Genomic DNA, 23,588 nt, shown 5'->3' on the forward strand with positions numbered 1-23,588 from the left:
GGCATTTTTGGCCCCTCGCAAGGCGCAATAGGCTAAGGAACAACACCATGACCTCGGCGATCGAACCATCAAACCCAGAGCCGCTAGATTCAGCAAATTCCGTCAGTGCAGCTCACCCGGCAACCCAGGATCATCACGCCAATCACGCTCACCAGGCCAATCAGGTAGATCAGGTAGATCAGGTAGACCAACTAGACCAGCAATTAGCCAGTTTTCAACCCTTCGGCGTGCAGTTGGGTTTAGAGCGGATGCTAGGGGTGCTGGCGGCTTTGGGGAATCCTCAGCAACAAGTGCCGATCGTCCATGTGGCGGGAACCAATGGCAAAGGTTCCGTTTGTGCTTACCTGTCCAGCATTCTGACGACGGCGGGCTATCGCACCGGGCGCTACACTTCACCGCACCTGGTGGATTGGACGGAGCGAATCACGGTGGATCAAGTCCCGATCGAACCGCAAGTTCTGGCTGAGTTGCTGCGTGAGGGGGAACGGGCGATCGCCCAAACCGGCATTTCCCTGACCCAATTTGAGCTGGTGACCGTGGCCGCTTGGCTGTATTTTGCGCGCCAGCGGGTGGATTTGGCGGTGATGGAAGTGGGGCTAGGGGGGCGGTTGGATGCGACCAATGTGGTGGACGGGCCGATCGCCTGTGCCATCACCTCGATCGGACGGGATCATTGGCAGGTTTTGGGCGACAGCTTGGGACAAATTGCCGGAGAAAAAGCCGGCATCCTAAAGCCAGGGCGGCCGCTGGTGGTGGCTCCCCTGCCGCCCGAGGCCCGGGCCGTGGTGGCCGATCGCGCGGCCCAACTGGCCTGCCCGATCGATTGGGTGGAGCCGGCCGAGCCGATCGCCCCGCCGGCCGAATCTTGGCCGCACTTACCTTGGGTGCGATCGGGCAATTTAGCCTATCCGCTGCCCCTGGCCGGAACTGTCCAGCGCACCAATGCGGCCGTCGCGATCGGGCTGGTGCAACAGTTGCGAGCGGCCGGTTGGGCCATTTCCAACCCAGCCATTCAAACCGGCATGGCCAACGCCCGCTGGCCGGGTCGGTTGCAGTGGACAACCCATCAAGGGCGATCGCTGCTGGTGGATGGGGCCCACAACCATGACTCGGCCCAAGTGCTGCGGGACTATGTGGATCAGCAAAATTTGGGGCCCGTGACCTGGGTGATGGGTATGTTGAGCACCAAGGACGCGGCCGCCGTGTTGCGGATCCTGTTGAGATCGGGCGATCGGCTCTACACCGTGCCTGTTCCAGATCCCCAGTCGATCGCCCCCGAAGCATTGGTGCATCTGGTTCCCGAGGCGATCGCCCTGGCAGAGGGTCGCCCCTTCACGGATCTGTTGCCAGCTTTGGAGGTGGCCCTGGCGGGCGATCGGCCCGTGGTGCTCTGTGGTTCCCTGTATCTTTTGGGGCAATTCTTTCGGATCAGCACCCCCACCATTTCCCCAGCCTTAGCAGCCAAAAGCTGACAAATCCATTGGTTTTGGATTAGAAACAAAGGGAGCCTGATCCGCAAAATCACGGAGTTCAGGGGAACCCTCTTTTCGGTTTCCCAGTTCTCCAGCAGCAGGCAGGTATGGATGGGTCAGGCTGAATGCAAGGGCTTTCGACCATGGGCCAAACTGTGGATTGAAAGTCGATCGGGGCGGAAGCGGGGCGATTCATCTCGAAATGGCGGCCAGTCCGGTCTTGTCAGCCTGGGTTGCGGATGAAGCGGACTTCGCCGTGATGAAGCAGGAAGCCTCCCGATTGCAGCCTTCGTGAGCGAATGGTGGCAATTGCTAGTGAAGTAGTGACGGATTTTGGAGGTTTCTCAATGAAAATTGTTCAGGCTCCCAGCCAACCCGTGCGCCCGCTCCAGCGGTTTGTGGTGGCCGGTGTGGCAACGCCCGATGATGCGGGCAAACCGTTGGTCGTCAGTCTGAATAATGACTTCAAGATGACAGGGCCGATCGTGGCCAAGGACGGCACTTGGCGCTTAGACCTGGTGTTTCCCAAGCCCGGCAACCATCACCTGAGTGTGAATTTGGGCGATCGGCGGGCGGACTGGTCGTTTCAGGTGATTGGGGAAAATGGCGAAACGGCCCCACCGGGCCCGATCGTCCCAGAAGCCAGCCCCGTCAGCGGCCGCCGTCCCCTCCCTCGGGCGAAGGCCTCGGAAGGTGCGCCCACCCTGCGGCAGTTGGTGGAAGAAGCCTTTCGCAACAATTATTCCGATGTGCATTTGGCCGTGGGCCGAGAACCGCGCTTCCGCAGCCGGGGGCAAATGCAGCCCACCACCTACCCCACCACGGACGACAACACCTTCATGGCTTGGATGCAAGAGGTGTTGAGCGATTTGGAAATTCAGCATTTTCAAGAAAACTTAGACTTTGACGGGGCGGCCCAATATCCCTTTGCGCGGGTGCGGATCAATTTGTTTGAAACCCTGAATGGGCCGGCGATGGTGTTGCGCTTGATTCCGATGGAAATCAAGACCTTTGAGCAGCTTTGTTTACCGGCGGCCTTTGCCAATGTTTGCCATGCCCACAAGGGATTAATTTTGGTGACGGGGCCCACCGGCTCCGGGAAGTCCACCACCTTGGCGGCCATGATTGACTACATCAACCGCAACATGACCCGGCACATCATCACGATCGAAGACCCGATCGAGTTTGTCCACCAAAGCCGCCGGTCGGTGATCAATCAGCGGGAAGTGGGGATTCACTCCCTACGGTTTGACAATGCGTTGCGGGCTTCCTTGCGGGAAGATCCAGACGTGATTCTGATTGGGGAAATGCGCGATCGGGAAACGGTGGAAACCGCCCTGAAGGCCGCCCAAACCGGTCACTTGGTATTCGGAACGCTGCACACCAACGGGGCCGTCAAGACGATCGAGCGGATTTTGGCGCTCTATTCACCGGAAGATCGCGAAGCCGTGCGAACCCAAATTGCGGAAGCGATGGTGGCTTGCATTTCCCAAGCCCTAGTGCCCACCACCGACGGCAAACGGGCCCCGGTCTTTGAAGTGCTGATCAACACGGATGCCATCCGGGATTACATCAAGAAAGGTCAGATTGACGAGGTGGAGGACATCATTCCCCGATCGGAATACGAGGGCATGTGTACGATGAACCAAATTCTCTACAAGCTCTATTTGGAAGGGCGCATCAACGAGGAGATTGCTCTCGCCAATTCGCCCCGCGAGAACGAAATGGCGATTATGTTGCGAGGTGGCTCTCTCTACAGCTCTGCGGTCTAGGTCGGGGCGCAAGGCTCTAGGCCCGAAAGCTGCTGTTTGACTGTTGATTAACCCATTGCGGCGGTGTGTCCCACCTGATCGATCGGGCAGGTATCGATCGGGCAGGATTAATCGATCAGGATCGATCGGGCAGGATCGATCAGGATGAATCGGGCAGGATCGATCGGGCAAGGGGCCTATTCGCCCGTGGCGTAGCGAACCAGGTTCAGCAACTGTTGCCGAAGGGTTTCGAGTCCCAAGCGATCGCCTGCGGAAATAAACACCCCGTGGGGACATTCCGCCTTGGCCTGCTCGATCGCCTCGGAGCTAGCCGCGTCGATTTTGTTGAAAACCAGCAGCTCCGGCCCCGGAACGATCGGCATTTCACCCAAAATTTCATGCACCGCCGCAATATGTCGGGGCCAGGAAGGATGGGATAAATCCACCAAGTGCAACAGGGCCTCTGCTTCCGTCACCTCCTCCAGGGTGGCGCGAAAGGCATCCATCAAGGGCGGCGGCAGCTCTTGAATAAACCCCACCGTATCCGTCAGCAGGATCGATCGCCCCTCGGTGGGTTCCGCAAATTCGGGGCTGTCTGGAAATTCCGATTCAGCGATCGGGGCGATCGGGGCGGGCGCAGTCAGGGTCAGGCGGCGAGTGGTTGGATCCAACGTGGCAAACAGTTGATCGGCCGCGTAGACTTCCGCATCGGTCAGCACGTTCAACAGGGTTGATTTTCCAGCGTTGGTATAGCCCACGATCGCCACGGTCGGCACATCGTGGTGTTGGCGACGTTGGCGCAGGCGGTTGCGGTGGGCCTGGAGTTCGTTCACCTCCCGTTGCAAGCGGGCAATGCGCCGCTGAATCACCCGGCGTTCGGTTTCCAATTTGGTTTCACCGGGCCCCCGGGTTCCAATGCCGCCGCCCAACCGAGACATGGCTTGGCCACGGCCCGTCAGTCGCGGCATGAGATATTCCAACTGGGCCAGTTCCACTTGCAGCTTGCCCGCGCCCGATCGGGCCCGTTGCGCGAAGATATCGAGAATCACCTCGGTGCGATCGACCACGCGCGTACCGATGAATTTTTCCAAGTTGCGGATTTGGGCCGGGGACAAGTCCCGATCGAACGCCACCAGGTTGGCCCCCAAGCTCTGGGCCTGGAGGGCAATTTCTTCCACCTTCCCTTCACCCACCACGGTTTGGGGATGGGGGCGCGATCGCTTTTGGCGCACCACACCGACCACGGAACCGCCGGCCGTGTCCACCAGCCGATCGAGTTCCGCCAACCCGTCTTCAAAGGCCCTGGGATCCCGATCGCTCGTTTGCACCCCCACCAACAACACCCGATCGCCCGCTTGATCAATCTCTAAGCCGGACACTTCCCGGGCAAACTCGGCCTCCAGCCCCGTCACAAAGTCCAGAAAGTCCTGTTCCGCCAAGTCCTCGATCGGGACAGGGGGTAACACCGTGGTGCTTTGGGTGACGCTTTCGGCCGTCGATTCCGTCCCTCGCACCACCAAACCCGGCAGATTGGACGGCGGCAGCAGATGGGCCACCCGCGCCGATTTCACATAGCCCCCCACACCGCCGCCGCGCCGCGCAAAGCCACTGCCCGTGAGTGGCAACCAAACCAACGCATCCAACCGTTGCAGGGCCAAAGCCGTCAAGGCTCCGGTTCCCGGCTGTTCTGACTCGGGCGCGGTGGCCATGCAACGAATTCCGCACAGGCGCTCGGCCCCGTAACGCGGCAATTCCAAAGGCGGGATTTGGGTTTGGCGCGGTGTGCCCACGCCGACTCGAATCACCTGGCCCCGCCGGTTAAAGTAAACGCAAAGGGGTTTTTCCAGTTCGGTGCTGATGGCGGCTAGGCGCTGGGCAAATTCCGGCGTGGTGAAGCGATCGCCGGGCACGCGCTGATGATAAAGCCGCTTCAGTTGTTTGAGTTGGTTGGTTTTGAGACCTTTCAGATCTCCATGAATGGTTTCGATAAGCCACCTCAGAATGCGACAAAAAAATGGAAAAGAATAGAACGGCAAAATGAACCAGATCCCCAAACGGCGATCGCCGCACATCTCCCGCCTGGGAGGGGCGATCGGGCGGTGGAGAATGGTTCAATTTTAGGCGGGCCGGGCCGGCTAAGGCGAGGGTGATCCCTGATCCTTAGGCGGTTCAACGGCTCAACCATGCTCAAATCATCTCGTTAGCCGATCTCGTTAGCCGATCTCGTTAACCTACAGCGTTAACCTGTGGCGTTAACCGGTTGATTAGCCCATTCCAGCGCCATGCCGCCTCTCGATCGCCCCGTTGCTGATCCCCCTGCCTCTGGTCTGCCCACAACTCGCCTGATCGTACTGATTGGGCCGCCGGGCTGTGGCAAGTCCACCCTGGCTCGCCAGTGGCAAGCCGCCGCTCCCGATCGACATTGGATTTCCACCGATGCCATCCGGGCTGAACTCTTTGGTGATGCGGCTGTTCAGGGCGACTGGTCAGCCATTTGGCAGGTGGTGTGCGATCGACTGCAAACCGCGATCGTCAATGCAGCCGATGCCGTTTACGATGCCACCAACGCCGACCCGCGCCAACGACAGCGAATCTTAGAAACCGCACGGGAATTGGGGTTTAGCCAGATTATCGGCTGGTGGGTGCAAACCCCGTTGGAGCAATGCCTGGCCTGGAATGCCCAGCGCGATCGACAGGTTCCCGCCCATGTCATTGAACGGATGGCTCAACAATTGGATCGATCGCCCCCAGAACTGGCAGAAGGCTTTGATCAACTGGAAATCATGACTCTGACTAGTAATTGCCCCGCGACCCCGAGCCTGAATCATCCTTTGCTCACTCAGCCCAATCAGTGGTCATTCAGTGGTCATGGATAAGCACTAATAACTAGGCACTAATAACTAGGTGCTAATAACAACGGGTTGGAGGCGAAAGTTGGTGCGATCGAGCCATGCCCGCTTCTACCCAGTCAATCCCCTCAATCTCAATCTGCCAACGGTTATTGCTACTGGTCACAGCTTCTAAAGCAATCGGTTTGTCCTTGCGATCAAACATCCCGCGATCTCCCACACCCAGCAGTGACTCATTTAATGAGCGTCCATCGCGACTCAAAATACTGGATTCTGATTTCACGACATAGCGCACCGTCACATTGCTCACCGGTCTGCCCGTTTGATTTTGCACAGAACCCATGAGATGAACAATTAAGCGTTGACTAGGGCCAACCGGCTCGGTACGACCTTCTCCTTCAACGCGGCATTGCAACAGCTCCACATTGCCGCCGCCATTGGCACTAGTGGCCGCCGAAGGTGGCCCCATCGGCGCAGATGCCGGAGCGCTGTTTGGGGCCGTTGGATTGTTGCCCGGCCGACCACACCAAGCACTGAGATCCCGGCGGTTGCCAGCCGCATCAGTGAAGTAGCACAGGGGGTCTGTGTCCTGGCCCTGGGCTGATTTTCCGAAGCTCACCGTAAGCAACAATGCCGTTACCATCAGGGTTGAAAGCTGAACTCGGGGAACCATGGCAGCTTGGAACTCAAAAGCTTACATAAAGTGATTTGTTTAATAATATCTGGGTTTTCGCAGGAAAGGGAATTCGCCAATAATTAGAAAATCAAGGTTTGGGGGCGGGTGTTGTGCCCCCGTTGTTTGGATGGATTGTTTGGATGGATTGTTTGGATGGGCGTTAATCAGATGGACATTTAGCCGAAAACGCGGTGCTCCAGGCAGGGCATTTGGCGACGGACTTGGGCCAGTCGATCGGGGTTGATTTCCGCGATCGCGAGGCCCACCGGATCCCCCGCGTCGGCCAAGATTGTGCCCCAAGGATCAATAATCACCGCGTGGCCATGGGACTGGCGGCGGCCGTAGTGGAGGCCCGTTTGGGCCGGGGCGATCGCGTAACAGGTGTTCTCGATCGCCCGGGCTTGCAGCAACACTTGCCAATGATCCTTGCCCGTGTAGGCCGTGAACGCTGCGGGCACAAACAACACATCTGCGCCCTGTTTGGACAGATGGCGATATAGCTCCGGAAACCGCACGTCATAACAGACCGAGAGACCCAAATTGCCCAAATTGTCCGATCGATAGAGGGGCGGCAAGTGGGAACCGGCCAACACCGTTTGCGATTCGCGGTAGGTGTTGCCATCGGGCAAATCCACATCGAACAAGTGCACCTTTTCGTATCGCACCACGGAGCCATCGGGATCCACCAGCAGCGCCGTGTTGGCCACCTGGTTGTCCGGCACTGGCACGGGAAATCCACCCCCCAAAATGGTGACCTGATATTTCTGGGCCATGGTTTTCAGGAATTTTTCGCTGGCGGCGGCGATCTCGCTGGCCTGGGCGAGTTTTGCGTTTTCTTCGCCCAAAAAGGAGAAGTTTTCCGGCAGGCCAATCAGTTCTGCCCCCCGGTTCACGGCCAGATCAATTAAGTCTTCGGCTTGAGCCAGGTTGTGGGCCAGATCGGGCTGGCTGTTCATTTGGACTGCCGCCGCCAGGTAGGACTTCATAGGTTCAGATCGGTTTAACAACAGGAATTAGGGGCAGATAGCCCGCATTAGATTATCCGTAAATTCTTCCCATTCGTTGCGTTCAGTTACACCCAAGTCATTAACCATGCCAAGTCCGAATGGCAGATTGAGCCGCAAGGGAGGCGGATGGAAGACGGATGGAAGGCGCACGGAAGGCGCATGAATTGTTTAAGAAATTCCGGCCGATCGCCCCTTGGCCCGATTCATGATAGGTTTATGGCTCTTTGCTGGACACTAGATGTCAGCGAGCAGACCCTTCATGCTGCATTTCGCTGCTGGAGTTGTGTTGATGATTGGAGCGCGATCGACCAGACCAGCATGGAATCAGGGTCTTGAGGAATCTGATGACGGGCCGATCGGCCCAGTCCAACCTACTGACGGGGCCAACGCAATGGCGTGAGGGTGACCCAACTGCCCGATCGCTGCCCTGGGTTTCGGGGCTGTTGCGTTGATTTTGACCGGGTTTTTGTGCGCTGGGTCGGGTTCGATCCGTTCAATCGAACAAAGACGGCTAGAATAACTTCGCTGCACTGGTTGCCGGTTGTGGCGATCGCTGCCCCAGCAGTCAATGCTATGCAGTCAACCTATGCAGTCAACCAGTGCAATCGAATGGTTGCCATCGAACTGAAGTCGCGGGGCAATACACCGTTGGGGGTGTTGGGCACAGGTGGAATCGCTACCGGTGACCTGCGATGGGGGTTCGATCGAGATTCGTCCAGAGGATGTCCACCGTGGAAAAATCGCTCGATGCGTTCTGGGGTCAGGTTTTGGATCAGCTCCAAAACCAACTGAGTCGGCCAACGTTTGAAACTTGGATCAAAACGGCCATCGCAGAGCGCTTAGACGATCAGGCTTTGGTGGTGCGGACTCCCACGCCCTTTGCTCGTAATTGGCTGCAAAAGTATTACCTAAAAGCTATTTCCCAGGCGGCCCGCGAAGTGCTGGGCCATGAGGTGGAAATTCAGATCGTGGCGGCCCGGGGTGATGAAAGCGTTGGCGGGGCGATCGACCCGGAAGCCTTCTTGCCGCCACCGGAGCCGATCGCCGATCCCCCCAGCGCCCCACCGATCGCCAGCCCTGCCCCCAGCGATCGGGGCCGCACCGCCACGGAACTGAACCCGAAATATACCTTTTCGCGCTTTGTGGTGGGGGCTAACAACCGCATGGCCCACGCGGCTTCCCTGGCGGTGGCCGAGTCGCCGGGTCGGGAATTTAACCCCCTGTTTTTGTGTGGGGGAGTGGGACTGGGCAAAACCCATTTGATGCAGGCGATCGGTCATTACCGCCTGGAAACGGATCCGAATGCCAGAATTTATTACGTTTCCACCGAGCAATTCACCAATGATTTGATCGCCGCCATTCGCAAGGACGGAATGCAGCGGTTTCGGGAGTTTTACCGCGCCGTTGATGTGCTCATTGTGGATGACATTCAATTTATTGAAGGTAAAGAATATACCCAAGAAGAGTTTTTCTATACCTTCAATACGTTGCATGAAGCGGGTAAGCAAGTGGTGTTGGCGAGCGATCGCCCGCCCAGTCAAATTCCTCGGTTGCAAGAGCGGCTGTCGTCCCGATTTTCCATGGGCTTAATTGCCGATATTCAACCGCCGGACTTTGAAACCCGGATGGCCATTTTGCAGAAAAAAGCCGAGTATGAAAATATTCGAATGACCCGCGATGTTATTGAATATATTGCCGCTAGCTATACTTCCAATATTCGGGAATTGGAAGGGGCCCTCATTCGCGCGGTGGCCTATATTTCGATCTCGGGATTGCCGATGACGGTGCAGAACATTGCGCCGGTTTTGAACCCGCCCGTGGAAACGGTGGAAGCTTCGCCCGAGTCAGTGATTCAAATTGTGGCGGATGCGTTCAATATCTTGATCGAGGATTTGAAGGGCAATTCTCGCCGCCGAGAAATTAGCCAAGCCCGTCAAATTGGGATGTATTTGATGCGGCAACATACGGATTTGAGTTTGCCCCGAATTGGGGAAGAATTTGGCGGCAAAGATCACACCACGGTGATGTATAGCTGCGACAAAGTGGCGCAATTAAAGGATGCGGATCCGGAGTTTGCCCAAAATTTGCGCCAACTGAGCGATCGAATTAATTTGGCGGCTCAACCTCCGGCTCCACCAACGGCGAGTTAAGGGCATTCAGTTAAGAGTATTTCCGATTGCGGTAGGATAATTCCACTCTGTTTTATGACCATCAGCAGCCTTTTAGCAGTCCTATGAGCGAAATCAACAGTCAAGTTCAGCGGGTTTCGGGTACTGGTTTGCCGTTACGCGGTGATGACATTGACACCGATCGCATCATTCCGGCTCGCTTTCTGCGCTGTGTCACCTTTGATGGGTTGGGTGAACATGCCTTTGCGGACGATCGCACCCAACTGAACGGCGAACATCCGTTTGATCAGGCTCAATACCAAGGGGCCAAGCTGTTGGTGGTGAATCGTAACTTTGGTTGTGGTTCCAGCCGTGAACATGCGCCCCAGGCGATCGCCCGTTGGGGCATTGGGGCGATTGTGGGCGAAAGTTTTGCGGAAATCTTCTTTAGCAATTGCGTGGCGATCGGGATTCCCTGCGTCACGGCCAGCCATGAGGATGTGTTGGCGCTGCAAGGGGCCATTGAAGCCAACCCCAGCGCCTCGGTGTCTTTGGATTTGGTGAATCTGACCGCTGCGATCGGGGACTTAACCATCACCGTCACCATGAAGGAAGGGCCGCGCCAGGCCTTCCTCAGCGGCATGTGGGATAGCTGCGGTCAGTTGGTCAGTCAAGGAGAGGCCGTGCAGGCCACTGCTGGCCGTTTGCCTTACCTGGCTTGGGCCTAGGGCCTGTCGTCTTGCCCCCTACGATCTCGCCACGGTGGAATCCGGGTTGCAGACGAACGGGAAAGCCTCGATTTCCTAATTGTCAACCCCAAGCTCGCTGGCATCGATCACCGGGCGCATGGGCCCCAACTGGTCTTGGCCGGTGACCGATAGATCGCTGTGGCACAGATAAAGTCGATCGCGGCAACGCCCCAACAGGTCATGCACCACCCGATCGAACCGATCGAGGTCTGCTTGTTCCTCGTCGTCTGGGGTGCGGCGGCGACCGTTCCAATCTTGCAGAAACAGGGGTGAGCCGAACAACACCGCTGCGCCCCCCCGGGGCCAAAGGGGCGAGGAGGCATCTAGCCAAAAGTGCCAGCGGTGGGAAAGGCGAGCGGTGCGGTACTGGAAAATATTGGCGAGGGTGATGCCGCTGGGGGCCGGGTTCAGCACTTGGCTGGGGAAGGGGTTGGCGGCGATCGTGCCGCGTCGTAACAGCGCAATGAATTTGTGGATGGTTTCCGTTTCCGGTGCTTGGGGATCAATGCGGTGGCTGATGTCCCAATAGCGATGGGCGGCTTCTAGGAGTTCGCGCAGGGCGGCCAATTCGGCGGGATCCAAGCGTCCCCCATGCCACAAAAACTGCTGAACGGCGCGATCGAGCACAATCAGGGGGCTGCGAACCAGGCGTTGGCGGAGTTGTTGCTGTTGCTCGCTAATCCACGATCGCAGCTTTTGATAGGCCATGGTGGCTCGGTAGCCCAACCGATCCCAACGGGCAAAGACTTCCACGGGCAACAGTTCCGGCCGCTGTCGATCGGGACGGAAGCAGTGATCGGCAATCAGGCCAGCGCGCACGGGATCGATCGCCCGGCGTAGGCCCGTGGGGCTGGTTTCCGCCAAATCCGGCAGCGCCAAATCTAACTCCGCTTCTGTCCCGATCGACCCGGCCCCGGTGGCCGCCGGTTCCGGGGTGGCCAACCAAGGATCCGGTTCCGTGCTCAGCCCCACCAACATTTCCGCCACATCTTCCCGATTTAGCCAGTCGCCCAAACCCGAATAAACCAACGTCCACAGGGTCAGGAGCGATCGCACCGTGGGCGAACTAATCAAAGGGCGCTGGTTGCCCAACAGGGTCACGGGTAACCCCCGATCGCGCAGGATGGAGGCCAGGGTGTAGCCCGCGATCGAGTCCAAACCGGGACTAATCACCGCAATGTCCTGGGGTTGGAGGGCTTCCGTTTGGACGGCCTGCACAATGGTTTCGGCCGTTTCCCGCAGCAGTTGGGCCCGAGCAATGGTGGTCAGCACTTGCACCGTGGGGGGCCAGGCCTCGGCCCAGGGGGCGATCGCAAAGGGTTCCCGCGCCACCGTGGTTAGTAACGGAGCCACCCGTTGCACCAAGTCGTGATTCGCGCGTCCCAAATCCAAATGATCGGTGCAGCGATCGGCTAAGGGCTGCAAGGCCACAGGATCCGCACCCAACCCCAAGCGGCTGGCCCCATCCCGATTGTGGGTGTAGCCAGCCCAGGCCCCGCCTTCTTGCAACAGGGTCAGCAGCCGCCCTGCCAGGGCCGGAAAATCATCGGTGTCATCGGCCAAAACCACTTGATAGCGTCGTTGCAGTCGATCGAGATAGCGCGGATCCGACAGCAAAAAGTTGCCATAGAGCCAACTCACCAGTCCGTAGGTGAGCAGACCGCGCCGCAAGCACCAGTCTCGCCACTCCACAATCAGAGCGCCCGCCCGATCGACCCAATTTCCCGGCAGTTCCACCGCCGCCGCTGGCCCCAGCCCTTGCACCAGCCGATCGGGAATTTCCGCCAAATCCGTGCCGCTGTTGGCTGCTAACTGCAACAGATCCAACAGCCGCCGCACGGCCCGCTCTCGCAATGGTTGGGCGATCGGTGCATCAGGGTTTTCAGCCAGCGCCGGGCCCCACAACTGCCCCGCCAGTTCCTGTTCATTTTCCGGGCGCAACAGCAGCGGAAATTGCGGCACAAACCCCGCCCGCTCCGCCAGCAACGGATAGAACAGCATCACCTCCTGCTCAAAAAAGCCCAGGGGGGTGGTGCAGTCGATGGCTGGCCAACCCACCGCCGCCAATCGCTCCATCAGGGCCCAACGGGTTTCGCTGCTGGCCGCCAGGGCCAACACCCGACTTCCCGGGGGCAACTGATCTCGCAATCCCTGGAACCAATCCACCAGGGTTTGGGTTTTGCCGCTGAGGGCCCCGCCTGTAATCCAAATTGATCGGGCGATCGCAGCCGGGCGATCGGGCGCAAACGTGGCGGAAGCCGGGAAATGGTTAGCCACAAGCACGGAAAAATGATGGTTTTGCTATGATACCGATCGCCCAGTGATTCCAAACGATCACCCCAATACCCAAGCCTCAAGTCCCGCCCCAGGGTTGCCCTTTGGATCTCGTTGGGCAACTGCGGTTGTGGGGTTAAATCACGGCTCGGAATTCCCTGAATTTTCCTCAGGGAAAAATGTCAACCTGTCAGCCCGATCGCTGGCCACAGCATTTCAACCGCCTTTGAACAATATGAAGAATCGGTGGCTTCCGGGTTTGCGATCGCTCTGGGCGAATGCGGGGAGTTGGTATGAGTCCACCCCAGAACGGGCGCTCAACCAGGCCTATGAAGCGGCCCTCGCCATTCGGGCCCTGGAAGATCGCTACTTCGAGGGCAATCCAATCGACCTCGACAGCACCCGCTACGGTGACAGCACCTGCGATTACTTTCGCACCGAGCTGCAAAAACAACTGAAAATGATTGATGTGCGGTTGTGGGAATTCAACAGCAGCAACGCTTTTTTGGATTTTGGCACCAAAATGATCGGGATTCCCGGCCGCAAAACCGAAGCGGGCCTGAGCAATCCCAACGCCCCGATTGCCACCAGCACCGACGCAAGCGGCCGGCGATTTTCGGAGCCGGGCGATCGCTCCTTCATCGTGCTCAAAAAACTGGAGCTAATTGACAATACCTTGGATCGCTATGTCCACGGTCGATCGGTCGATCGGCTGGAACTCAACAGCGACAACCTGCCCGCCACCCCGGAGGAATCGCCGCCCGTCACCGCCACCACCACCGCCGCCCTAGACCAGTCCCGATCATGGCAGGCCGCCGCCAACGCCGCCAAAATTCGCCCCAAGCGGCCCTCCAGTTGGCGAACCGGGGCCCTGAACGTGGCCACGCGCAATATCTCCGGCGGAATGCGCAAACCCTCCGCCACCGGCAGCACCGGCCTCATTCCCCGATCGCTCCTCACCACCTTCGATCGCGTGCGGCGCGACCTGGACGATCGTTCCGAAGAAGAAGTGCTGCAAAACTATCGCACCTCCAAAGTTCGGACGATTGTTTCGCTCAAATTCATCTTGCTGCTGATTTTGGTGCCCCTGTTGGTGCAGCAGATGTCCAAAAACTTCCTGGTGGGGCCGATCGTCGATCGGATCTATCACCCCAGCATCAACAACGTCTTCCTCAACATGGACATGCAAGAAGAAGCCATGGTTGAGCTAGAGCGCTATGAAAATTTCCTGCACTTCCAGTCCCTCTTGGGCAAAACGCCCAAACTCACCCCCGAAGAAATTGAGGAAAAAGTTCAAGAAAAAGCTGAAGAAATTGCCAATGAATCCTGGGTTCGCAGCGCCGATGCCCTCAAAAATGTCTTTTCCGATTTCCTGTCCCTGGCCGGGTTTGGGCTAGTCATTGCCTATAGTCGCGAAGAAATTGCCGTCCTCAAGTCCTTCATTGATGAGATTATGTATGGTCTGAGCGACAGCGCTAAGGCCTTCGTGATCATTCTTTCAACCGATATCTTTGTGGGATATCACTCGGCCCACGGCTGGGAAGTGGTGGTCAGCGGCATTTCTCGACACCTGGGGCTACCGGAAAATAAAGACTTCATGTTTTTGTTTATTGCGACCTTTCCGGTGATTTTGGATGCCGTGATTAAGTATTGGATTTTCCGATATCTCAATCGCATTTCACCTTCCGCCGTTGCCACTTACAAAGACATGAACGAGTAGCCCGTTTCCAGTTCTTCTCCACCCTTGCCCGCCCATGATTACCCCAACCATTCAGTGGTATCCCGGTCACATTGCCAAAGCCGAAAAAGCCCTTTTGGAGCAACTCAAATTGGTGGATGTGGTTTTTGAGGTGCGGGATGCGCGGATTCCCCTGGCCACCCATCACCCAAAGTTGCAAAGTTGGCTGGAGCGCCCCGGTACCAAAACCGGCCGCGTGTTGGTGCTGAATCGGGTGGACTCCATTCCGGGGCCCGTTCGCCAAAATTGGGAACAGTGGATGCGATCGCAAGGGGAAACACCCTATTTCACCGATGCGCGCCAGGGTCAGGGGGTCAAGTCGATCGCCCATGCGGCCCAGGATGTGGCGGCTTGGGTGAATGAGCGACGGTTGCAACGGGGAATGCGGCCGCGGCCGGTGCGGGCTGCGGTGATTGGGTTTCCGAATGTGGGCAAGTCGGCGCTGATTAATCGGTTGGTGAAGCGGCGCGTGGTCGAAAGTGCGGCCAAACCGGGGGTAACGCGCCAATTGCGGTGGGTGCGAATTTCTTCAGAATTGGAATTACTGGATGCGCCGGGCATTTTGCCCGCCAATTTGGTGGATCAGTCGGCGGCCGTGAAGTTAGCCATTTGTGACGACATTGGCCAAGCGGCCTACGACAACCAAAAGGTAGCAGCGGCTTTGGTGGATTTGCTGTGCGGGTTGAATTTGGATCCGCAACCGACGCTCGAAACCCCGGCGGATATTTCACCAAAAACTTCGCCAAAAACTTCGCCAGAAACTTCACTAGAAACTTTGCCAGAATCCCTAACAGAAACCTCCACAGCACCTCCAACGGCAACGGCCCGATCGACGGGCGATCGGGCACTGGAAAAACGCTATGGCTTGGCTCCGGGACTCCTGAACGGCGAGGACTATGTGCCCGCGTTGGCGGAATTTCGTTATCAGGGCGATCGGGAACGAGCCGCCCGTACCCTGTTGCAAGACTTTCGGAAGGGCGCGTTGGGTAATTTGCCCCTGGAACTACCGCCCAGTTAGCCATCCAAATTAATTCAAGTTAGTTCAAATCAAGCCAATTCAAATCAAGCCAATTCAAATCACTTCAGCCCTATTCGATCCTGCTCGATCCTATTGGCTCCTGATGATTTGTTTTTTCATTCTCTGCCCATCGTTCCCTTAGCTCCATGCAAATTGTTCACCACACCCTGAAACGAAACACCGATTCAGGGATTGAAATCTATGATTTAACCCCCGAAATTCGCGAGAAAGTTGCCGAATTTTGTCACCAAACCGGTGCTCAAAACGGTCAAATTTTGGTCTCTTCTTTGCACACCACCACGGCCTTGGCGGTGAATGAATATGAAGTGCGCTTGTTGCAGGATCTAAAAGTTTGGCTAAAAACTTTGGCTCCACCCATGGGTTCCTATCGCCACAACGATCTGCATTTGCGAGATGTGCCGGAAGATGAGCCGATCAATGCCCATTCCCATCTGATGGCGATCGCCCTGAGTAACTCGCAGGTGATTCCTCTGGTGAATGGGGGATTGGGTTTGGGGCAATGGCAATCGGTGCTGCTGTTTGAGTTAGACGGCCCCCGATCGCGCTCCGTGTCTCTGCAAATTTGGGGTGTTTAAGGGGTGCTTAAACGGTTGACTAACCCATTCTGACTTGGGAAATTGCCCCCATTTCGTTTTTCGGTAACCGATCGCTTACGTCGCAAGACTTTCATCGGCTCATCATTCGTGAATTACGACACTACCAACCTTTGGGCAGTTAACTGGAGGGACTGGCAAACATTGGCGCTAAATTAGCGGAATGCCCACCGTCGCCGCCGGACTGGTGGTGATCGTATTGCTATTGCTATTGACCCGATTCGCAGAAGCTTGGGCAATTCCTTCCCTGGGATCAATGGCCAGATCATGATCAGCATCCGCCTCATGGGGAACGGTGCGGCGTGCCAACTGTGTCAGCCGATCGAGCGGTAACGTAATGGTAAATTCCGCCCCCCCTTGGTGATGGTTCTTGGCTTCCAAGGAACCGCCATGGGTTTCCACAACAATTTGGTAGCTAATCGATAGGCCCAATCCTGTGCCTTGACCCACGGGCTTGGTGGTGAAAAAGGGATCAAAAATTTTGTTGGCGGCGGATTCATCCAAACCGGGGCCATTGTCTCGAATCGAAATCACAATCGCTTCATCGAGGCAACCGGTTGTGATCCACAATTGCGGCTGTTCATCATTGGGCAACAAATCCATCGCGTCGATCGCATTGCTCAAAATTTGCAGAAACACCTGATTGAGCTGGCCCGCATAGCAAGTGACGGCGGGCAATTCTCCAAGCGATCGATGCAAGGTAATGCAAGAGCGAGTTGGCATGGGCCCCAGTCGATTTTGCAAGATCGTCAGGGTACTTTCAAGACTGGCATTGAGGTCAACAATTTTGACTTCTGCCTCATCCAGGCGCGCAAATTCTCGCAAGTTGCGAATCAGATCCCGAATGCGAACTGCTCCATATTCCATGGATTGCAGCAATTTTGGATAGTCTTGGAGAATAAAATCATATTCGATTTCTTCCCATTTCTCGCGTACTCGCTCCGGCAAATTGGCCAGGGCTTGTTCCATGGGTTCATCGGACTGATAGCCCAATTCTTGAATACACATTTGGTGTAGTTCAACAATATCTTCAAAATAGGAACGAGCATGGGCAAGGTTGCCAAAAATAAAGCTGACGGGATTATTAATTTCGTGGGCTAATCCGGCCACCAATTGACCCACACTGGACATTTTTTCGGTTTTGATCAGTTGCAATTGGGTATGGCGCAGATCATCCAAGGCCCGTTGCAGTTCGATCGTCCGTTCCAAAACTCGCTGTTCCAATTCTTCATTGGCCTTGCCCAAGGCCACAAAAGATTCCCCCAGCCGGTGGGCCATGTCCTTGAAAGCCCGCGCCAAAATACCTAGCTCATGGCGATCGTGGGTGGCCGCGAGCTGGTCAATGTGGCTGTGTTGATGGAGTTGCAGAAAGGAAGCCCGATCGAGCTTAATCACCTCATGGGTCAGCAATTGCAAGGGATGGATCGCCCGGTGGGCCAAGCGCCAACTGAGCCAGCCGGCCGCCGCTCCCGCCGCGATCGCCCCAAGGGTCATCTGTAAAATTAGGTCACGCAGCGGCGCATAGGCATCGGCCAAGGGCAACTCCGTCACCACCCGCCAGCCGCTGGAGTTGCTGGAGGGGATGGGCGCAACGGTTCCAATCACCTGCGCCTGTTTTAAGCCTTGATATTGGGTCACCTCCCCCGCGATCGCCTGATCCAAATGTTCCGCTAGGTGTTGCCCCTCTAGCTCTAAATTAATGGGAGCGAAGGTGGTGGGGTCGGCATCGCTGACCGTTAGCACCACATTGCGCCGATCAAGCAAATAGGTATAGCCCGCCTCCTCACTCCAGGCCTCGCTGAGCACAGAATCCAGGAAATCTAAATTCACCCGGGCCAGCAGTACCCCCGAAATTTGCTCCGAGCGATCGCGAATGGGCACGCTCATCATGATCCAGCGCACCCGCCGATCGTGGAGCTGCTCTGACTCCACCCAACCCACATAGTCTTCGGCCCAGCGGTAGGCCCGCGAGAAGGCTACAGTGTGGTTTTGGTTTTGGGGACGAAAGAGGGGATCTGTGGCCACAAAGGTGACGGGCTGTCCCGATCGATCCAAAATCGCCACCATTTCATAGGCCGAATCGTGGCGAATTAAAGCCTCCAGGAGCGATCGCTGCACCGGCACGGGCAACTCCGACAACCCCGTCACCCGCGACAAATAGCCCAATTTGCGCTGGAAATCCTCGAGATAGGTGCTAATGCGCTCAGCCACCGCCCGCGATTGGGCCGCCTGCAACTGATGCAGCGTTTTCAGTTGCACCTGAGTGCTGTTGTAGGCCAACAGGGCCCCAGTGGCCAGCGTTCCCAGGGAGACCATCAGCGTCAGCCCCAAACGGATTTGCAGCGCCAGGGACATGGGCCACCAGCGGCGATAGTTCACCAATTGCTGAAACCGTTGTTTGAGCCTCATTCGTGGCTAATCCATAACGCCTCGCTGGCCGCAGAGGGTTGACGATTGTTCAGCACTTTCCCCTGCACCTTAACCGTCGGCATCATTTGGCGAGCAACTGTTGCTGTTAAACCCATAGCCCAACCATACATCAGCCAGCACATCAGCCGGCACATGGATTAATCGGTCAATCGACCCATCAATCAACTGGCCAATTGACTCACAGCCCAATTGATGAATTCACCCTTACATCAGCCAACGCATCAGCTTGTCCATTAGCTGATCAGCTTGCACCTCAATCAAGGGATCAACCAAGAGATCAATAAGTTGATCGATAGGTTGATCGATGAACCCGTCCATTGGTCGGTTGATTCGGTCTATCAAGCTGTACATCTATTTTCTTACTGTTCAGCTTGTTTCTTGCGATACCTCAACTCCCTGGCTGTTCAGCTTGCAGTCTAAGAGGAATTTGCCGAGTGGATTGATCCCCACTGAACTAAATTCAACCAAAACCCTAAATTCAATCACAGCCAATACCAAAGCCAATACCTAAATCAATACCTGTTTTAAGTGCGCTGGTAATTGCCACGAGAGATTGAGAGTACTTGATCCAATCCCAAAACCCTAATGGCTTAACGCTCCTCTAAAACCTCCAAGCGGCCGCTACGAATTTGGTCATGGAGATCCGCAATTTCCTTTTGACTCTCAGGGTTCAGGTTACCAGTGGTGGGAATAAATTCCAGCACCCGTTCTGATAGCCCAAAAAGGTATTGGCGACCTTCCCAACGTCCCCGTTGGGCCAGTCTGGCCCCATGCAAAATTAGCTCTGGCACGTGGATGAGGCCACTGGCCAAAATTAAGTTGGGGGCCAATTTGCGAGAATCGGGGCCCAACACCACCATGGGCAATTGGCGATCGACCGCTACGTTAACAATGGCAGGATTATTCGTCCAACAGTTCATGGCCAACCCATCAATTCCCGCGCCGATCAGCTTTTGAGTGAGGGCGATCGCCTTGGGTTCATCATCAAAACTCCCCACCCATTCGATCGAAAGCCTGCGATCGGGGGCAAAGCGGCGCAGGGCATTTTGAAAGGCTAAGTTGAATTGTTTAATGGGCGGGGTGGGCAGGCTGGTGACGAGGCCAATGTGTTGCAATTTGGGCTGCAACGCCAGGGTTGCCCCCAATAGATAGCCCAATTCAGCATTGCGATAGCCCAAGGCTCCGAAATTCCGGTTGTTGCCACTGTCGCTAGCCACTATGGCAAAACGGGTACGGGGGTAGCGCACCGCCGCCTTGACCATATCGTCGCGGAAGGTTCCGCTGTGGCCAATGATGAAGCCGAAACCTTCTTTGGCGTAGCGATCGAGCGCTTGCGGCAAGCTGGCAGGCAACCCCTTATTGATGTCATCGGTGTAGGCAATTTCTGCGTTTAATTCCCGCTCAATGCGCCCGAGGCCGGTCATCCCTTCTCGGCACCAATCGTCACTGTCTGCGCCCCGAGGCAACAGCATCGCCACCTTGAACAACGCAGCTCGGCGGCTGCGCTGGGGCGTACTGGGTGCGAAGGTGCAATTGTTGAGGACGATCGCGCTACCGGCAGCGCCTAGGCCATACAGCAAATCCCGTCGTTTCATAGCAGTCGTTCAGTGGAGAGGGAAGAAGAGGGAAGGGTCAGAAGCGGTGTTTGGGGTGGGCAGGTGGCTAAGCCAACCAAACCAGGCGGCTTGCTTGGGGCCCGCCGTCTGCGATCGAGAGGCGGCCTAGCTCCAACGATGCAACCAGGCCAGTAACTGGCGGGTGCGATCGGACAGTTGGGTTTTGCGATAGGCATCCGCCGCTTTTTTGATGCATTCAGCCTGGGTGGGGTAGGGATGCACCACTTTGGCGAGCCGGCCCAGCCCCCAACCGGCGGCCATGGCCAAGGTAATTTCGCCAATGGTTTCGCCCGCGTGGGGAGCAATGAGCGTGGCCCCCAAAATTTGGTCTTGATCGGGGGCTAGCCACACTTGCAAGCACCCTTCGGCAACCCGATCGGTCTGGGCCCGATCGACTTGGCTTAAGGGTACTTCAATCAACCGAGGGGCCGGCCCCGGGACAATTGGGCTAATTCCCTCTCCGGGATCAATCCAGCCCACGCTGGCCACTTCCGGATCGGTGTAGGTGACCCGGGGCATGGTGACCTTGCTCCAGCGGCCCTTACCCAGGCCAAAGGGCGTGAATAGCGCATTTTGCAAAACAAGACGGGCCGCCGCATCGGCCGCGTGGGTGAATCGATCGCCCTGGCACACGTCGCCCGCCGCAAAGATGCGAGGATTGCTGGTTTGCAGAAAATCATTGACGGCAATTCCTTGGGGGCCAAGGGCCACTTGGGCCGCTTCCAGGTTCAGGGTTTCAACATTGGGCGATCGACCGGTGGCCACCAGAATTTCATCCACAGCAATCGCAGGATGTTGGGCCATCTGAATTTCACAACCCAAGGGCGATCGATCCACTTGGGTCACCGTTTGCCCCGTCAACACCGTGATTCCCTCCCGCTCCAGGGCCCGTTGCACAATGGCAGCGGCGGCGGCACTTTCGCGCGGCAACAGGCGCGATCGCCGTTGAATCAGGGTCACGTGGGTTCCCAGTCGGGCAAAGGCCTGGGCCAGTTCGCAGCCGATCGGGCCGCCACCCAAAATGGCCAGGCGATCGGGCCGCTGCACCCAGTTAAAAAGAGTCTCGTTGGTGACAAAGCCGGCTGCGGCCAAGCCCGGAATTGGCGGCACGTGTGGGCGGGTTCCGGTGGCAATCACGGCTTTTTTGAACCGCAGCGTTTGGGAACCCACCGCGATCGTCCGAGGATCTTGAAAGCGCCCTTCGCCCAAAAACACATCGACCCCCAGCCCCTGAAACCGCTGGGCTGAGTCATGCACCGCCAAGCGTGATCGCACGGCCCGCAGTTGGGCCATGGCCGCCGCAAAGGTTTCCGGTTCCACGGGCGATCGGGCCGCTTTGGCCGCCGCAATCAAGCTCTTGGAAGGAACACAGCCCACATTCAAGCAGTCCCCACCCAACCAGCGGCGCTCAATGAGGGCCACCTTTAGCCCCAAGCCCAAGCCCGCCGCGCCGGCCGCCGCCACCAAACCCGCCGGCCCGCCGCCCAACACCACTAGGTCATAGCAATCCGCTGGTTGCGGATTCACCCAATCCTCCGGGGCGATCGCCGCTAGCCACTGTTGATTGAACGAATCCTGAGGAAGGGCGATCGATTGCATAATTCAGAGGTCGTGAAATGGGGGTGTGAAATGGGGCGAGATGGAAATCTTGGGCAGGAAAAAGCACCGTCAGACCGTACCTAAATAATGACCAAAGAATAATGGTCAAAGAACTGATTCACCAATTCATCAACTAACGGCAAACACCTCAACATGGTTCTGAACGAGGAACAACCAACGATTGATTTTTGGGAAACGGCCTACCAAACGGGCAAAACCGGTTGGGACTTGGGACAGCCATCACCTGTTTTGGTGGCCTGGGCCGATCGCCCCGATGTGACACCGGGAGGACGCATGGCCGTGGTGGGCTGCGGCCGGGGCCACGACGCGGTGTTTTTGGCTGATCGGGGCTTTCAGGTCGTGGGGTTTGATTTGGCCCCTTCTGCCATTGCCGAAGCTGACCGGGCAGCCCGCGATCGGGGTGTGGCGGCGGAATTTGTGCAGGCGGATATTTTAAACTTGGCGGCCAATTGGGCTGGGCAATTTGATTGGGTAATTGAGCACACCTGCTTTTGTGCGATCGATCCCAGTCTGCGGCCGGCCTATGTGCAGGCCATGCGATCGCTCCTGAAGGATCAAGGCTCCTTGGTGGCGGTGTTTTTCACCCACGATCGCCCCGGTGGCCCACCCTTTGGCACCAGCATTGCCGAAATTCAGCAACTCTTTGAGCCACAGTTCGTGATCCAAGAACTGCAACAATCGGCTCACTCCATCGATCGACGACGCAATGAGGAATATTTGGGTTGGTTGCGGCCGCGGCTGGCCCCGTGATCCCCGGTCATGTCTGGGGAGAGTTGGCCCTTGGTATGATGGTGAAATGCTCGGCCAATTCGTCGATCCGTTTTGGTAGCCTCACCCCATGTCCGACCCCAATCTTGATCGCATTGCCGACCAACTCGAAAGCCCCAATTCGCGCGATCGGCTCCTGGGCCTCACGGCTCTGCGGGATGTGTCGCCGGTTGATGCCGTACCGCTGATTAAAAAAGTTCTCAACGACGACCATTTGCAAGTGCGCACCATGGCCGTTTTTGCCCTAGGACTGAAGCCCACAGAAGAATGTTTTGACCTGCTGATGGGCCTGTTGGCGGACAAAGACTACAGCATCCGCGCCAATGCAGCCGGAGCGTTGGGCTATTTGCACGACACCCGCGCCGTTGAACCCCTGATCCGCCTGTTCTATGAGGATACGGATTGGTTGGTGCGCTTCAGTGCGGCCGTTTCGTTAGGGAACTTGGGCGATCCACGCGCCCGCAAAACCCTGATTGATGCGCTGGACAGTCCGGAGGTGATTGTGCAGCAGGCGGCGATCGCGGCGCTGGGCGAGGTGGGAGCCGTGGAAGCCGTTGAGCGGATGTTGACCTTTGTGCAGTCGGATGATTGGCTGGTGCGGCAACGCTTGGCGGAATCGCTGGGTAAGTTGCCCAGTGAGAAGAGCCGATCAGCCCTGAAATATCTTGCCAAAGATAGCCATCCCCAGGTGGCCGAGGCGGCACACTATGGATTGCAACAGCTTGATCAGCTCGATCAACCGTCGAATCCTGCGGCCGATCAGCCCCTGGATTCATAACCTAGTAGCACGGCCACCTTAATTCGCTGGGTCAAATTACATGACTGTTACTATCACTTAATCGTTACGCAGCAAGGGGCTTAAGCCCCTTGTTACCACGGCTGGCTCCGCAACTTTGAC

Annotated in this window: 17 protein-coding genes; 10 read left to right on the forward strand and 7 right to left on the reverse strand. The window is 57.1% G+C overall.

All coding sequences use genetic code 11. The features are described 5' to 3' along the window. The first annotated feature begins 248 nt into the window (after positions 1–248). Both AMR42_RS09725 and AMR42_RS09730 read left to right on the forward strand, forming a co-directional pair. Complete coding sequence (locus AMR42_RS09725) at positions 249–1,472, forward strand: folylpolyglutamate synthase/dihydrofolate synthase family protein (protein ID WP_368670733.1); 1,224 nt, start codon at positions 249–251, stop codon at positions 1,470–1,472. 347 nt (positions 1,473–1,819) lie between these two features. Next, on the forward strand, positions 1,820–3,244 hold the full coding sequence (locus tag AMR42_RS09730) for a type IV pilus twitching motility protein PilT (RefSeq protein WP_234406928.1): 1,425 nt from the start codon (positions 1,820–1,822) through the stop codon (positions 3,242–3,244). Between the two features lie 176 nt (positions 3,245–3,420). Here AMR42_RS09730 and hflX read toward each other — a convergent pair whose 3' ends face one another. Next, on the reverse strand, positions 3,421–5,271 hold the full coding sequence (gene hflX / locus AMR42_RS09735; protein ID WP_234406931.1) for a GTPase HflX: 1,851 nt from the start codon (positions 5,269–5,271) through the stop codon (positions 3,421–3,423). Positions 5,272–5,505: 234 nt separating this feature from the next. Here hflX and AMR42_RS09740 point away from each other — a divergent pair, with 234 nt between their 5' ends. After that, positions 5,506–6,099 carry an AAA family ATPase gene (locus tag AMR42_RS09740; RefSeq protein WP_099533251.1) on the forward strand — a complete coding sequence of 198 codons (594 nt, stop codon included), beginning with the start codon at positions 5,506–5,508 and terminating at the stop codon, positions 6,097–6,099. Between the two features lie 31 nt (positions 6,100–6,130). Here AMR42_RS09740 and AMR42_RS09745 read toward each other — a convergent pair whose 3' ends face one another. Next, on the reverse strand, positions 6,131–6,745 hold the full coding sequence (locus AMR42_RS09745) for a hypothetical protein (protein WP_099533252.1): 615 nt from the start codon (positions 6,743–6,745) through the stop codon (positions 6,131–6,133). 179 nt (positions 6,746–6,924) lie between these two features. Further along, entirely contained in the window at positions 6,925–7,734 is an 810-nt protein-coding gene (locus tag AMR42_RS09750; protein WP_099533253.1) for a carbon-nitrogen hydrolase family protein, read from the reverse strand. Positions 7,735–8,486: 752 nt separating this feature from the next. Between AMR42_RS09750 and dnaA the strand changes: the two genes are divergently transcribed. Together dnaA and leuD are read left to right on the forward strand one after the other, a co-directional pair. Continuing rightward, positions 8,487–9,905, forward strand: coding sequence for a chromosomal replication initiator protein DnaA (dnaA, locus tag AMR42_RS09755; protein ID WP_190354999.1), 1,419 nt, complete (start codon positions 8,487–8,489; stop codon positions 9,903–9,905). Between the two features lie 92 nt (positions 9,906–9,997). Next, positions 9,998–10,591, forward strand: coding sequence for a 3-isopropylmalate dehydratase small subunit (gene leuD, locus AMR42_RS09760; RefSeq protein ID WP_099533286.1), 594 nt, complete (start codon positions 9,998–10,000; stop codon positions 10,589–10,591). A gap of 75 nt (positions 10,592–10,666) precedes the next feature. Here the strand turns inward: leuD and AMR42_RS09765 are convergent, their stop codons facing one another. Continuing rightward, positions 10,667–12,889, reverse strand: a complete 2,223-nt coding sequence (locus AMR42_RS09765) for a recombinase family protein (RefSeq protein WP_199858139.1) — start codon at positions 12,887–12,889, stop codon at positions 10,667–10,669. Positions 12,890–13,121: 232 nt separating this feature from the next. Between AMR42_RS09765 and AMR42_RS09770 the strand changes: the two genes are divergently transcribed. The 3 genes from AMR42_RS09770 (at position 13,122) to AMR42_RS09780 (ending at position 16,238) form a co-directional block, all read left to right on the forward strand. Beyond that, positions 13,122–14,606, forward strand: coding sequence for a proton extrusion protein PcxA (locus AMR42_RS09770; protein WP_099533288.1), 1,485 nt, complete (start codon positions 13,122–13,124; stop codon positions 14,604–14,606). A gap of 34 nt (positions 14,607–14,640) precedes the next feature. Beyond that, complete coding sequence (ylqF, locus tag AMR42_RS09775) at positions 14,641–15,642, forward strand: ribosome biogenesis GTPase YlqF (RefSeq protein WP_099533255.1); 1,002 nt, start codon at positions 14,641–14,643, stop codon at positions 15,640–15,642. 146 nt (positions 15,643–15,788) lie between these two features. Then, positions 15,789–16,238, forward strand: a complete 450-nt coding sequence (locus AMR42_RS09780) for a secondary thiamine-phosphate synthase enzyme YjbQ (protein ID WP_099533256.1) — start codon at positions 15,789–15,791, stop codon at positions 16,236–16,238. A gap of 168 nt (positions 16,239–16,406) precedes the next feature. Here the strand turns inward: AMR42_RS09780 and AMR42_RS09785 are convergent, their stop codons facing one another. The 3 genes from AMR42_RS09785 to AMR42_RS09795 all read right to left on the reverse strand — a co-directional run bounded on the left by AMR42_RS09785 (position 16,407) and on the right by AMR42_RS09795 (position 21,901). Then, a complete protein-coding gene (locus AMR42_RS09785; RefSeq protein WP_099533257.1) occupies positions 16,407–18,665 on the reverse strand; it encodes an ATP-binding protein in 2,259 nt (752 codons plus the stop codon). A 611-nt stretch (positions 18,666–19,276) separates the two neighbouring features. Beyond that, positions 19,277–20,281, reverse strand: coding sequence for a BMP family ABC transporter substrate-binding protein (locus AMR42_RS09790; RefSeq protein ID WP_099533258.1), 1,005 nt, complete (start codon positions 20,279–20,281; stop codon positions 19,277–19,279). 126 nt (positions 20,282–20,407) lie between these two features. Continuing rightward, a complete protein-coding gene (locus AMR42_RS09795) occupies positions 20,408–21,901 on the reverse strand; it encodes a mercuric reductase (protein ID WP_099533259.1) in 1,494 nt (497 codons plus the stop codon). A gap of 153 nt (positions 21,902–22,054) precedes the next feature. Here AMR42_RS09795 and AMR42_RS09800 point away from each other — a divergent pair, with 153 nt between their 5' ends. Both AMR42_RS09800 and AMR42_RS09805 read left to right on the forward strand, forming a co-directional pair. Next, entirely contained in the window at positions 22,055–22,672 is a 618-nt protein-coding gene (locus AMR42_RS09800) for a methyltransferase domain-containing protein (protein ID WP_099533260.1), read from the forward strand. 88 nt (positions 22,673–22,760) lie between these two features. Further along, a complete protein-coding gene (locus AMR42_RS09805; protein ID WP_099533261.1) occupies positions 22,761–23,468 on the forward strand; it encodes a HEAT repeat domain-containing protein in 708 nt (235 codons plus the stop codon). Positions 23,469–23,588: the final 120 nt, after the last annotated feature.

It is taken from the genome of Limnothrix sp. PR1529, assembly GCF_002742025.1.
Classification (GTDB): domain Bacteria; phylum Cyanobacteriota; class Cyanobacteriia; order CACIAM-69d; family CACIAM-69d; genus CACIAM-69d.

What these genes read in the sequence shown, in the direction of transcription:
- AMR42_RS09725 (WP_368670733.1), top strand. Translation starts at nt 249, where the DNA reads ATGCTAGGGGTGCTGGCGGCTTTGGGGAATCCTCAGCAACAAGTGCCG.
- AMR42_RS09730 (WP_234406928.1), top strand. Translation starts at nt 1,820, where the DNA reads ATGAAAATTGTTCAGGCTCCCAGCCAACCCGTGCGCCCGCTCCAGCGG.
- AMR42_RS09740 (WP_099533251.1), top strand. Translation starts at nt 5,506, where the DNA reads ATGCCGCCTCTCGATCGCCCCGTTGCTGATCCCCCTGCCTCTGGTCTG.
- AMR42_RS09745 (WP_099533252.1), bottom strand. Translation starts at nt 6,745, where the DNA reads ATGGTTCCCCGAGTTCAGCTTTCAACCCTGATGGTAACGGCATTGTTG.
- AMR42_RS09750 (WP_099533253.1), bottom strand. Translation starts at nt 7,734, where the DNA reads ATGAAGTCCTACCTGGCGGCGGCAGTCCAAATGAACAGCCAGCCCGAT.
- AMR42_RS09770 (WP_099533288.1), top strand. Translation starts at nt 13,122, where the DNA reads ATGAAGAATCGGTGGCTTCCGGGTTTGCGATCGCTCTGGGCGAATGCG.
- ylqF (WP_099533255.1), top strand. Translation starts at nt 14,641, where the DNA reads ATGATTACCCCAACCATTCAGTGGTATCCCGGTCACATTGCCAAAGCC.
- AMR42_RS09780 (WP_099533256.1), top strand. Translation starts at nt 15,789, where the DNA reads ATGCAAATTGTTCACCACACCCTGAAACGAAACACCGATTCAGGGATT.
- AMR42_RS09785 (WP_099533257.1), bottom strand. Translation starts at nt 18,665, where the DNA reads ATGAGGCTCAAACAACGGTTTCAGCAATTGGTGAACTATCGCCGCTGG.
- AMR42_RS09790 (WP_099533258.1), bottom strand. Translation starts at nt 20,281, where the DNA reads ATGAAACGACGGGATTTGCTGTATGGCCTAGGCGCTGCCGGTAGCGCG.
- AMR42_RS09795 (WP_099533259.1), bottom strand. Translation starts at nt 21,901, where the DNA reads ATGCAATCGATCGCCCTTCCTCAGGATTCGTTCAATCAACAGTGGCTA.
- AMR42_RS09800 (WP_099533260.1), top strand. Translation starts at nt 22,055, where the DNA reads ATGGTTCTGAACGAGGAACAACCAACGATTGATTTTTGGGAAACGGCC.
- AMR42_RS09805 (WP_099533261.1), top strand. Translation starts at nt 22,761, where the DNA reads ATGTCCGACCCCAATCTTGATCGCATTGCCGACCAACTCGAAAGCCCC.